General features: G+C 33.8%; 11 protein-coding genes. All 11 read left to right on the forward strand.

Annotated features, from left to right (window positions below):
- Positions 1–8 precede the first annotated feature (8 nt).
- The 11 genes from JK635_RS20080 (at position 9) to JK635_RS20130 (ending at position 12,127) form a co-directional block, all read left to right on the forward strand.
- Positions 9–1,028 carry a glycosyltransferase gene (locus JK635_RS20080; RefSeq protein ID WP_202655713.1) on the forward strand — a complete coding sequence of 340 codons (1,020 nt, stop codon included), beginning with the start codon at positions 9–11 and terminating at the stop codon, positions 1,026–1,028.
- Positions 1,021–2,508: a lipopolysaccharide biosynthesis protein gene (locus tag JK635_RS20085; protein ID WP_202655714.1), complete on the forward strand. Its 1,488-nt coding sequence runs from the start codon at positions 1,021–1,023 to the stop codon at positions 2,506–2,508. Before JK635_RS20080 ends, JK635_RS20085 begins: the two co-directional genes overlap by 8 nt.
- 3 nt (positions 2,509–2,511) lie before the next feature.
- On the forward strand, positions 2,512–3,033 hold the full coding sequence (locus JK635_RS20090; RefSeq protein ID WP_202655715.1) for a GNAT family N-acetyltransferase: 522 nt from the start codon (positions 2,512–2,514) through the stop codon (positions 3,031–3,033).
- Between the two features lie 28 nt (positions 3,034–3,061).
- Complete coding sequence (gene rfbA, locus JK635_RS20095) at positions 3,062–3,973, forward strand: glucose-1-phosphate thymidylyltransferase RfbA (RefSeq protein WP_202655716.1); 912 nt, start codon at positions 3,062–3,064, stop codon at positions 3,971–3,973.
- Positions 3,930–5,051, forward strand: coding sequence for a DegT/DnrJ/EryC1/StrS family aminotransferase (locus tag JK635_RS20100; protein WP_235888254.1), 1,122 nt, complete (start codon positions 3,930–3,932; stop codon positions 5,049–5,051). The genes rfbA and JK635_RS20100 overlap by 44 nt, the downstream gene beginning before the upstream one ends.
- Positions 5,008–6,048: a dTDP-glucose 4,6-dehydratase gene (gene rfbB, locus JK635_RS20105; RefSeq protein ID WP_202655717.1), complete on the forward strand. Its 1,041-nt coding sequence runs from the start codon at positions 5,008–5,010 to the stop codon at positions 6,046–6,048. Before JK635_RS20100 ends, rfbB begins: the two co-directional genes overlap by 44 nt.
- Before the next feature lie 8 nt (positions 6,049–6,056).
- A complete protein-coding gene (locus JK635_RS20110; protein WP_202655718.1) occupies positions 6,057–7,799 on the forward strand; it encodes a M28 family peptidase in 1,743 nt (580 codons plus the stop codon).
- 30 nt (positions 7,800–7,829) lie between these two features.
- The gene (locus JK635_RS20115; protein ID WP_202655719.1) at positions 7,830–9,026 is read left to right on the forward strand and encodes an ATP-grasp domain-containing protein; all 1,197 of its coding nucleotides are present in this window, start codon (positions 7,830–7,832) and stop codon (positions 9,024–9,026) included.
- Between the two features lie 21 nt (positions 9,027–9,047).
- Entirely contained in the window at positions 9,048–10,379 is a 1,332-nt protein-coding gene (locus JK635_RS20120; RefSeq protein ID WP_235888255.1) for a type III PLP-dependent enzyme domain-containing protein, read from the forward strand.
- A 37-nt stretch (positions 10,380–10,416) separates the two neighbouring features.
- Positions 10,417–11,118, forward strand: a complete 702-nt coding sequence (locus JK635_RS20125) for a WbqC family protein (protein ID WP_202655720.1) — start codon at positions 10,417–10,419, stop codon at positions 11,116–11,118.
- A 91-nt stretch (positions 11,119–11,209) separates the two neighbouring features.
- The gene (locus JK635_RS20130) at positions 11,210–12,127 is read left to right on the forward strand and encodes a beta-1,6-N-acetylglucosaminyltransferase (protein WP_202655721.1); all 918 of its coding nucleotides are present in this window, start codon (positions 11,210–11,212) and stop codon (positions 12,125–12,127) included.
- The last annotated feature ends 4 nt before the right edge of the window (positions 12,128–12,131 follow it).

Consider the following 12,131-nt stretch of genomic DNA (forward strand, 5'->3'; position numbering starts at 1 on the left):
AAAATACAATGGATATAAAAGTGAGTATTAACTGTATCACATATAATCATGAGAAATACATTGCAGATGCAATCGAAAGCTTTTTAATGCAGAAAACTAACTTCAAATATGAAATTCTTATTGGAGAAGATTGTAGTACTGATAACACTAAAAAAATTGTATCTGCATATGTAGAAAAATACCCGGATCTGATCAGATTGATAACATCTGAAAATAATGTAGGGGCGATGAAAAATTCACAAAGATTATTTGAGAATGCCAGGGGAAAATATATTGCTCTTTGTGAAGGTGATGATTTTTGGATTGATCCTTATAAGTTGCAGAAACAGATTGATTATATGGAGAGCAATCCTGAATGTACGATATGCTTCCATAACGCGGAGGTAAGAGATAAAAATAATGCTCCAATTGGAAAATTACATGTTCCTTGGTCAGTACATCAGCGGAAATATTATTATGGGAAAAATTACAGGTATTCAGCGGGAGAGATGGCACTACTGGACTTTATTCCAACTGCTTCAATCGTCTTTTTAAAGGAGTGCCTCAGTTCTCCACCTGATTGGATTAATCATTCTATAGTTGGAGATACCCCCTTGAGATTAATCGCTTCCAGTAAAGGATATGCTTTTTTTATAGATGAGGTCATGTCTGTTTATAGGCTTGGTGTAAATGGTTCGGAAACAGCAAGAGCAAATATTGAAAATATGGATAAAAAGAAATTAATTATCCGATTAAAAAAGCATATTGAGATTATAGATAACTTTAATGACTATACCAACTATCAATACGCTAATGAATTAAATAAAGCTAAAGTGTACTGGGAGGTGCCTTTATTATTACATACTCGTCAAATAGATAAATTGAAGAATCAAAAATATAAGGAGTATCTTAATAACTTAGGGTTCAAGGGTCTTACACACCTGTATCTCAGTTATTATTTCCCGAAGATTCATTCCAATATGACAAATTTAAAGCGGAAAATTAGAGGAATTTTTATAGAAGATGATTTGAGGGATACAAATGGTTAATCCAGAAACCTTAAAAGGAAAGACAATAAAAGGGGTGTTTTGGAGTTTTACAGATATTATGGCAAATCAGGGAGTACAATTTATAGTTTTAATGATTCTTGCTAGACAGTTACTCCCTGAGCATTTTGGAATTATTGGAATGATTACGATATTTATTTCCATATCCAATTCATTAATTGACAGTGGATTCACTCAAGCTTTGGTTCGAGAACAGGAGCCAACTCAAGAGGATTATTCCACTGCTTTTTATTTTAATCTCCTAATGGGGTTTATAATGTACGGAATTCTATTTTTTTCCGCAGGATTCATTAGTTTCTTTTTTAAAGAACCAAACCTCTCATCTATTATTAGAATACTTGCAATAGTAGTTATTATTAATTCTGTTACGATTATCCAAAGAGCAATCCTTATCAAAAAGGTTGATTTTAAGACACAAATGAAAATTAATATTATTTCTGGAATAAGTTCTGGAATTACAGCTATTATTTGTGCAGGGTTTGGATTAGGTGTGTGGAGTTTAGTTATTAAAACATTGTTAATGCAAAGTGTTACTTCCTTTCTGCTTTGGATTCATAATAAATGGAAACCATCCATAGTTTTTAATTTTAGTTCTTTCAAGCGCCTTTTTGGATTTGGATCAAAAATGATGATTTCTGGGATCATTGACACGATATATACGAATATTTATTATGTGATAATTGGAAAGTTCTATTCTTCTACTCAACTAGGTTATTATTCAAATGCTGTGAAATTAAGCGATGTGGCATCACAATCAATAACTTCTTCGATTCAACGAGTAACATATCCGGTTCTTAGTACTTTACAAAATGACCAAGAAAAATTGAAATTCGGCTATAAAAAGATAATGAAGGTCTCTGCTTTTATCAATTTTCCAGTAATGGCAGGATTGGCTGCAATTGCTGTCCCGTTAGTTAGTTTAATCTTAGGTGAAAAGTGGATACAATTGGTTCCATATTTCCAGCTATTATGTTTAGCATATATGCTTTATCCGTTTCATGTAATCAACTTAAATATTTTACAGGTTAAAGGGAGATCAGATTTATTTTTACTACTTGAAATAATAAAAAAAATAGTAACAACTATATTGATTGCACTTGCCATATTCCTACATTTAGGGATAATCGGTTTGATATGGGTGGCAATCATCAATTCATTTATTGCCCTTTTTATAAATTCCTTTTTCTCAGCAAAAGAAATATCTTATTCGATATCAAAACAAATTATTGATATACTTCCCCATTTTCTAATTTCTATATTTATGGGGGGAATAGTATACATCTTAGGAACTTTAATACAGGCTAATATAGCCATAAAACTAATTGTTCAAATAGGTTGTGGCGTATTATTGTATATCGCCTTTTGTTGGATGTTTAGGTTAAAAGAGCTCGAAATGGTGTTTCAGTTACTACTGCGGTTTTTCCAGAATCGAAAACAAAGATTAAAATCGGGAGGAATATAAAAAATGAAATTAATAAATAATAGTTTTCAAAAATATAAAGATATATTTCAGAAAAATGGATTAGATTTTATTTTACTTGATAAAGGAGAAAATGAAAAAGGCAGACTCGTAGCTTTTTTTAATAAACTTAATTCAGAATTTCTGTTTCCTATGGAACAACAAGAAGCTTTGAAGGTACACGTTATAAAATTACTAGATTATGCGTATAACTTTATTTTAGTCGATAAAGAAAATAATTGTGATGTAAGTCTTTTGTCCATTTATGCCAATGATTTTATTACAAAAACGGCTTTTGGGGGTAAAATTGGAATCTTGCCGTCATATCGTGGAGGGAGAACTGCATTTCATCTTGCTAACTTTTCGCTAGAGTTTGCTAAGGAATTGGGCATGGACTATTTTAGGGTCGAGGTAGATAAAAATAATACTCGCTGGCTGGCTTACTTGATGGAAAGGAAGAAATTCCAAATTGAAAGTGAAAACGACAATAATTCTTATATTCTTATTAGGGATTTAGAGGAAGTTTAATAAAAGTATTTTTTAAGAAGGTGATTTAATGAAGGGGATTATTTTAGCCGGTGGCAGTGGCACAAGACTTTATCCGATTACGCTTGCTGTGTCCAAACAACTGTTACCCATTTATGACAAGCCTATGATTTATTATCCGTTATCCGTTCTCATGCTTGCAGGAATTCGGGATATTTTGATTATTTCCACCCCAAAAGATGCACCCCTCTTTAAGAATTTATTAGGGGATGGTTCGAATTGGGGGATTTCACTTCAATACGCAGTACAAAAGCATCCGCGTGGTCTGGCGGATGCTTTTATTATTGGTGAAGAGTTTATCGGTAATGATAACGTATGCCTTATTTTGGGAGATAATATCTTCTATGGGCAAGGATTTACTCCTGTCCTGAAAAGAGCCGCCAGTATCAAAGACTGCGCGGTTGTGTTCGGTTACCAAGTGAAAGATCCGCAGCGTTTTGGTGTAGTAGAATTTGACCAAGAATTTAATGCCATATCGATTGAGGAAAAACCATCCCACCCAAGATCCAACTATGCAGTAACCGGTCTCTATTTCTACGATAACCATGTAGTGGAGATTGCCAAGAATGTCCAGCCATCTGTTCGGGGAGAACTTGAAATTACCGATATTAATAAAGAATATTTAAAACAAAAAAAGCTCAAGGTGGGGCTTCTCGGAAGAGGATTTGCCTGGCTTGATACGGGTACAGTTGAAAGTTTCTTAGCAGCAAGTCAGTTTGTCGAGACAATTGAGAAACGCCAAGGCTATAAAATTGCCTGTCTCGAGGAGATTAGCTATCGAAACCAGTGGATTTCTTCAGATGAGGTTTTGGCTAGAGCGATTCAGTATAAAAATGATTATGGCCATTACTTATATGACTTAGTGCATGGGAGGTTTCATGATGATTCCAGTTACACAGCCGTTTCTGCCTCCCAAGGATGAATATGATCACTTGATATCAAGGCTATGGGATTCCAAATGGCTAACCAATAATGGTGTCTATGTGAGACAATTAGAGGAGGAACTTGAAGAATATTTGAATGTTCCTTCTTGTTATTATGTAGGAAATGGCACGATTGCTCTTCAACTGGCCATTCAATCACTTAAATTGAAAAATGAAATTATCACTACTCCTTTTTCATTTGTGGCTACTACAACATCTATCCTGTGGGAAAATTGTGAGCCGGTATTTGTAGATATCGATCCCAATACATTATGTATCGATCCAAATAAGATCGAAGAGGCGATTACAAGTAACACAGAAGCAATCCTTGCCACTCATGTATATGGGATCCCTTGTGATGTTGAAAGAATTGAGGAAATTGCCAAAAAGCATCATCTAAAAGTAATTTATGACGCCGCACATGCTTTTGGTGTTCGTTATAAAGGAGAATCCTTGTTGCAGTTTGGTGATATTTCCACACTCAGTTTTCATGCAACCAAGCCCTTTCACACAGTAGAAGGCGGAGCCATTATCAATAATATGGGGGAAAGAGTTGATAACCAAATTGCGTTATTAAGAAGTTTCGGTTTTCGTGGTGATGATTATGTTACTGCCGGGATTAATGCGAAAAACTCAGAATTTCATGCTGCGATGGGTTTATGTAATTTGAAATATATCGATGACATTATCACAAACAGAAAGAAAACTTCAGAAACATACGATACATTATTAGAAAACAGGGTTGAAAGGCCATTTATTTCGGGGGATGTGCAATATAATTATGCTTACTATCCGGTTATTTTTGAAACGGAAGAGGAACTTCTTCATGCTAAGAGCCAATTAGAGAATAACGACATTGAATCCAGAAGATATTTCTACCCATCTTTAAATACAATGACATATTTAAAGAATACAATATCTTGTCCAATATCAGAAGACATGGCAAGAAGAATCTTATGTTTGCCCCTTTTTAGTGGATTAAATGATGAAGATGTTGAAAGAATAGCAAACATAATAATAGGAGAGAAGATCAATGAATTTGCTCATAACCGGCGGAGCCGGCTTCATCGGGTCTAACTTTGTTTCATATTTATTGGAGCAGCGAAAAGATATTCAGATTATAAATCTTGATCAATTAACTTACGCTGGGAGTCTTGATAATCTTAGGGAAGTGATCGACCATCCCCGCCATATCTTTGTGGAAGGCGATATTTGTAATCGCACCCTCGTGGAAAGGCTGTTTGAAGAGTATCAAATTAAAGGGGTTATTCATTTTGCAGCAGAATCCCACGTGGATAATTCGATTAAGAACCCAACCTTTTTTGTAGAAACGAATGTACTTGGTACATCTATCTTGCTTGAAGCAGCACGCGAATTTTGGATGGATGGGGAGGGGATTTACAAATCTGATTTTGAGAATGCCCGGTTTCATCACATTTCCACTGATGAGGTTTACGGAAGCCTTGGGACGGAAGGGTACTTTACGGAAAATAGTCCATATGCTCCAAACAGTCCTTACTCAGCTAGCAAAGCGGCTAGTGATATGATGGTACGCAGTTATTTTCATACTTATGGTATGAATGTTGTTACAACCAATTGCTCGAATAATTACGGACCAAAGCAGCATGCAGAAAAATTAATTCCAACTATTATTCGTAAGGCGATCTCTCTTGAGGAAATCCCTATTTATGGGGATGGCCAGAATGTTCGTGATTGGTTATATGTCCTTGATCACTGCCGTGCGATTGAAAAGGTATTTTTTGAAGGGCAATCAGGTGAGACCTATCTAATCGGCGGCCATAATGAGAAAAGTAATACCGAGATCGCTCATATTATTTGTGAAATCCTTGATTCGTATCAACCAGTTCCCAAGAATCAAAAAGGGGTTACAAAATATGAGCAATTGATAAGGTTTGTAAAAGACCGACCTGGGCATGATTTTAGATACGCCATTAATGATAGAAAATTACGAGATAGTTTGGGCTTTCAGAATGAATACGAATTTGAAGAAGGTATCGCGAAGACCATAGACTATTTTCTCAAGCAAGTAAAGGATAGTAATCCATCGCTATAAAAGATGTGTTGGGGGAATTAAAAATCGAGCCAAATGTTAATCTACATGCAAAAAGAAAAACGATATTTACAAAGACTTTTGCTTTTATTTTACTCATCCTAATCATTTTACTATTTATTTGGATAAGCTTTTTGCCATTTCAACCACCCCAATTCCTTACTTCAAAACAGGCGGGGGAAGATCAATTCTCTGCTGAAAGAGCTAGGGAATATTTAAAAGAAATAGCCGTCAAGCCTCATCCACTTGGTTCGGAAGAACATGATCGGGTAAGAGATTATCTATTTAACACTTTAACTGATTTAGGGGTTTCTCCTGAAATTCAAGTAACAGAGGTGAAGACTCCCTTATGGGAAAATGGTTATGTAGGGAAATTAGAGAATATTGTTGCTCGAATACCTGGAAAAGATTCTTCAATGGCGATTATGATTTCGGCGCATTATGATTCTGTAGAAAACAGCCCGGGAGCTTCCGATAATGGTTCTGGAGTCGCTGCTATACTGGAAACAGTAGATATTTTATCGAGGTCTGCACAATTAAAAAACGATGTCATTATCCTTTTAACGGATGGAGAAGAACATGGGTTATTAGGAGCAAGAGCTTTTGTCAATAGGCATCCATGGGCGAAGGATGTTGCATTGATATTTAATTTTGATACTCGGGGGAATACAGGTCCTTCTATTATGTTTCAGATCAATGAAGGGAATGAACGCTTGATATCCGAATTTATTAAAGCAGTACCCCATCCTGTTACACATTCCTTTATTTCAGAGCTTTATACTTATATGCCTAATGATACGGATTTTACAATTTTTAATCAAGCAGGAATGTACGGGTTGAATTTTGGCTTGGTAAAGGGATTATCTAGTTATCATACATCTCTGGATACAGTAGAAAATATGGATTTAGATAGCCTTCAGCATACTGGTGATAATATGCTTCACTTAGTTCAGCATGTTGGTAACATGAATTTAGTACTGAAAAAGGATGGAAATAAAATATTTTTTAATTTAATTGGAAATGAAGTCATCACATATCCAGAAAATTGGGTACTTCCATTTATGATAGTGGTTATTATTACCTACTTTTTATCATTTATCCATGGACTCAAATCGAAACAGCTAACCCTTGGAGGAGTTAGTTTAGGGTTTTTCCTTTATGTAGCCGTGATGTTTATAGCATTTTATATAGGGAAAGGTATTTGGAATTTGATCGTTCAATATTTTCCGGAAAATGTTTGGAGTTTAGAGACAAATTTAAACGAAAGTAATCCGATTTTTATAAGTTCTATTTTTGTCCTGATTTCAATCATGATCGTTCTTTACCAATTGGCTGCAAAAAAAATCCAACCATATGATCTCACAATGGGTGCATACTTCTGTTGGCTTTTGTTGACGATTGTTACGAGTATCTTTTACAAAGAATCAAGTTATATTTTTATATGGCCTCTCTTAGCGGGGTTACTTGGTATGAATATATTAATGAGATTGAAAAATGAATATTCAATTAGCGGTTATGTTATCACTTTAGCATTCACTTTACCGGGTGTACTAATTGCTGTACCGGCACTATATTTAATATATATTGCATTTACCTTAAAGATTATACATGTATTATTGCCACTAACTACGTTGTTGGCAGCGTTTATAATTCCTATTTTAAGTACTTTTAAATTCAGATCAATCTTTGTATTTCCAATAATTTTGGTTACTATTGGTGTAAGTATTGTTGCTATAAGTGCTGTTTTTTATTAGACAATCAATAAATAGCTGGAGATGTTACGAATGAAAAAAGTTATGTTTCTTGGCGGGGCTATGATGCAATTACCGGCAATTAAATATGCGAAAAAACAAGGGTATTATACGATCCTTTGTGATTATTTAGCTGATAATCCAGGACAATATTATGCAAATGAATATTATTGTGTCAGTACAACGGACAAAGAAGCTGTTTTAGCCATCGCTATAGAGAAGGAGATTGATGGAGTGTTTGCTTACGTGTCAGACCCTGCTGCTCCTACAGCTGCATATGTAGCAAATCAGTTAAATCTTCCTTCTAATCCATATGAATCAGTCGTAATACTGACGAAAAAAGATTTATTTAGGAAGTTTTTACAAGATAATGGATTTAATTGTCCCAAGGCGGATAGTTTCAAAACATTAAAGGAAGCACGAGAAAAAATAAAAGAATTCCATTTTCCAATAATAGTAAAACCTGTTGATACCTCTGCAAGCAGAGGTATTTCTTTGGTTAAAAGTATTGAGGAGATCGAACAAGCTTTTTTAAATGCTATTTCTCAATCAAAAGAAAAGAAGGTAATTATCGAAGAATATATTGAAATGTCACATGATTATCAGATAGGTGGTGATGTTTTTGTTCTTGATGGGAAACTGGCATTTTGCGGGTTTCTAAATTGTCATCGAAATAAACAGTTAAATCCATTAATACCGATCGGTAAAAGCTATCCAGTAATGATAGAGGATGAAAAAGCAGAACTAATTCGCCAAGAATTACAAAGAATAATTGATCTATTAGATATAAAAATGGGGGCAATGAATATAGAGGCTGTATTCGGTAAAGATCATAAACCATATTTTATTGAAATCGGACCGAGAAATGGGGGAAATATGATCTCTAATCTGTTGGAATTGATTACTGGAATTGACTTCGTACAAGCTTCAGTAGAGTGTGCTATAGGTAATCATTCTATTAGGATGGATTTCGAACCAAAAGAAGAATACTACTCTTCTTATACACTCCATTCAGCAAAACAAGGTATTTTAACGGATATTACTTTTAGTAAAGCAATAGAGGAAAACATTATTTCTAAATATATATATAAAGATCAAGGAACAGCTATTGATATCTTTACTGCTGGAAATAAAGCATTAGGATTTGTCTTTTTGAAATTTGATAGTTTAGAAGAACAATTATATAAAATGGATCATATGAATCAATACATTACCGTTAATGTTTTATGAAATTTTAGGGAGGAGGATAAATTGAGTAGATCCTTGAAGGTTAATAATGCAAATAGCGGAAAAGCTATTTTAGAAAAAGAACTATATTCCTATGAGACTATCGAAAAATTAGCCGAGGAATATGGCTCTTCGTTTTATATTATGAATGTAAATACATTAATAGAAAATTACAAACAAATGTATCATGCTTTTAAAAGCAGATATGATCGTTTTATTATTGGCTATTCTTATAAAACAAATTATATTCCACTTCTATGCCAAGAAATGTATAAATTAGGCGCATATGCTGAGGTTGTATCAAGATTAGAATATGACTTTGCCATTAAAATAGGTGTGGATCCGAAAAAGATTATCTTTAATGGCCCATTAAAGAGTCAAGATGATATTAACTATGCTCTGAAAAATGAAAGCATTATTAATCTTGACTCATTTTATGAAATTGACTTTGTAAAAAGCTATGCTTTTAATCATCCGAACAGCATAGTCAAAATTGGCTTAAGGGTAAACTTTGATATTACTGAAGATAGTATTACTCAGCTTGCAGACGGATTTGAAATGAGCCGATTTGGGATATGTGAAGAAAATGGTGATCTAAAGCGAGCAATCGATCTGTTGGAAAGTGTAACAAATATCAAAATTGTTGGTTTACATGGCCATTTTTCAACAACTGGAAGAAGAATAGAATCATATAAAAGAATCACTCAAGAATTGTGTCATTTTGTAAAAAAGTATAAATTGAACCATATCGAATATATTGATATTGGAGGTGGTATCTCAGGTAATGTTCCGAAATCGCTTAGAGAGTATTCCCCTACTTTTGATGAGTATGGAGAGGCAATCTGTGCCGTTATGAATCATGAATTTTCCCATTATGCTAATCCCCCTGCATTAATTTTGGAACCTGGAATATCGATGGTTGGCAATGTATTTGAATTTGTTTCAAAAGTTGTAGGGATTAAAAATATAAAAGAAAATTGTTTTGTTTTAGTGGACGGAAGTGTTCATAATATTAAGCCGACATTTAATAAAAAAAAACTGCCAATTAATTTTTTACGTCAGCATCATGAAGAAAAACAGGTAACGGAAAACTTTCACATAGTGGGGTATACATGTTTAGAAAAAGATTACCTGATATATGATGCGGTTGCCGAATTGCCTAAAATTGGTGATTACATTCTCTTTCAGAATGTTGGGGCATATACCATTGTCTACAATCCACCTTTTATAAAGGAACGCCCGGCTATTATTGGTATCGACAATCAGAAAATTTTTGAAGTTCGAAAAAAGGAAACGATTAAACAATTCTTTAATGAAGAGATATATTGCTTTGGGAAACAGGAAATTAGGTTGTAGAGTTAGTTTAGAGTGATAGGAGGTGTGTGAATCAATAATGAAAATAGCCATCATGCAGCCATATTTTCTTCCATATCTAGGGTATTGGCAACTAGTCAATGCAGCCGATTGCTTTGTTCTTTATGACAATATTCAATTTTCCAAAAGAGGATGGTTTCATAAAAATAATATATTAATGAATGGAGAAAAGAAGCTGTTTACCATCCCTTTAAAAAAAGACTCTGATTATCTAGATGTTAAGGAAAGATATTTATCGGATGATTCCGACAAGATGATAAGAAAGATCCTTGCACAAATTGAAAGCTCCTATGCTAAAGCACCCTTTTTTAATGAGGTCTTCCCTTTCATCAAGAAAATCTTTTTATACGATGATAAAAACTTATTTAACTATATTTACTTTTCAATAAATGAAATATTAAATTATTTAAATGTAGAAACACCACTCATTATTTCCAGTAAAATTGAAATTGACCATTCCTTAAAAGGGAAGGACAAAGTTATTAAGATTGTCGAAACATTGGGAGGGGATGAATATATCAATCCGATTGGTGGTGTAGATTTATATAGTAAACAGGAATTCGGGGAGGCCAATATTCAATTATCATTTTTAGAGTCGGATGTTCCAGTCTATCAACAATTTAAGCAAGACTTCGTTTCGCATTTATCAATTATAGATATTTTAATGTTTAATTCAAAGGAAAAAGTTATTTTAATGTTAGAAGAATATCAACTGAGATAGGTTATCAAATTGTGTGTTTATAGCATTCTTTTTACTTGGATGTTCGTTATTAAGAATATGGTGATGCTATTTTAAGTTAAGAAGGGATAAAATGGATCATAATCCACGTACTGCTTATATGTTACAAGTTCACAAGAATCCTGAACAAGTGAATGCATTTATTACCCAACTTGTTTCTGGAGGGCAGGCAGACGTATACGTTCATATTGATCAAAAAAGTTATAAAAAAATGCATGAAAAGATCCAAAAAGGACCAAATATAAAGATTTTACAAGAAAATGTATCATGCGAGTGGGGAGATATAAGCCAGATCGATGCTACTCTTCTATTATTGCAGGAAGTCATAAACTCCCATAATGAATATGATTATGTCTGTTTACGAAGTGGTCAGGACTTATTGGTGAAAAATGGATTTAAAGAATTCCTAAAGGATCAAAATGGCAAAATATTTATGAGCTACCGCCAATTGAATAGGGATAGTTTAGGTCTAATGAAGATAAATTGGCCTAAAGTAACGCGAAAAAGATATACGACCACGCATCCTATTCGAGTGTTTAGAAGAATCCTTTTGAGTTTATACGGTAAGGGGATCAATATTTATCCAAATCATCATAAATGGCCAAGGGAATTTTCATTTTACAAAGGATCGCAGTGGTTTACCATTCCTTTTGAAGTCGCAAAGTACATGATCGACTATTTGAATGAAAATGAATGGTATTATCAATTCTTTCAAAATACGTTAGTTCCTGATGAGAGCTTTTTTCATACACTTATTTTGAATTCACCGTATAAATCTCGTGTTGTAAATAATCATCTGTTTTATTTGAAATGGGGCGAAAGTTTAAGTGATCGTAATTCACCGCAGGATTTGACGTTTGAAGATCATAAATTAATCGATGAATCCAATCTTTACTTTGCGAGGAAATTCGATGAAACCATTGACAAATCAGTCATTGAATATTATGTCAAAAATATCAGGTTTGGAGGAAAATCAAAAATCAGTATATAAAAAT

This window comes from Neobacillus paridis (assembly GCF_016765675.1).
In the GTDB taxonomy this organism is placed as follows: Bacteria; Bacillota; Bacilli; order Bacillales; family Cytobacillaceae; genus Neobacillus; species Neobacillus paridis.

Excerpts from the sequence above, each read along its gene's own strand:
- JK635_RS20080 (WP_202655713.1), top strand. The coding sequence starts at position 9 with ATGGATATAAAAGTGAGTATTAACTGTATCACATATAATCATGAGAAA.
- JK635_RS20085 (WP_202655714.1), top strand. The coding sequence starts at position 1,021 with ATGGTTAATCCAGAAACCTTAAAAGGAAAGACAATAAAAGGGGTGTTT.
- JK635_RS20100 (WP_235888254.1), top strand. The coding sequence starts at position 3,930 with ATGATGATTCCAGTTACACAGCCGTTTCTGCCTCCCAAGGATGAATAT.
- JK635_RS20090 (WP_202655715.1), top strand. The coding sequence starts at position 2,512 with ATGAAATTAATAAATAATAGTTTTCAAAAATATAAAGATATATTTCAG.
- JK635_RS20130 (WP_202655721.1), top strand. The coding sequence starts at position 11,210 with ATGGATCATAATCCACGTACTGCTTATATGTTACAAGTTCACAAGAAT.
- JK635_RS20125 (WP_202655720.1), top strand. The coding sequence starts at position 10,417 with ATGAAAATAGCCATCATGCAGCCATATTTTCTTCCATATCTAGGGTAT.
- JK635_RS20115 (WP_202655719.1), top strand. The coding sequence starts at position 7,830 with ATGAAAAAAGTTATGTTTCTTGGCGGGGCTATGATGCAATTACCGGCA.
- rfbB (WP_202655717.1), top strand. The coding sequence starts at position 5,008 with ATGAATTTGCTCATAACCGGCGGAGCCGGCTTCATCGGGTCTAACTTT.
- rfbA (WP_202655716.1), top strand. The coding sequence starts at position 3,062 with ATGAAGGGGATTATTTTAGCCGGTGGCAGTGGCACAAGACTTTATCCG.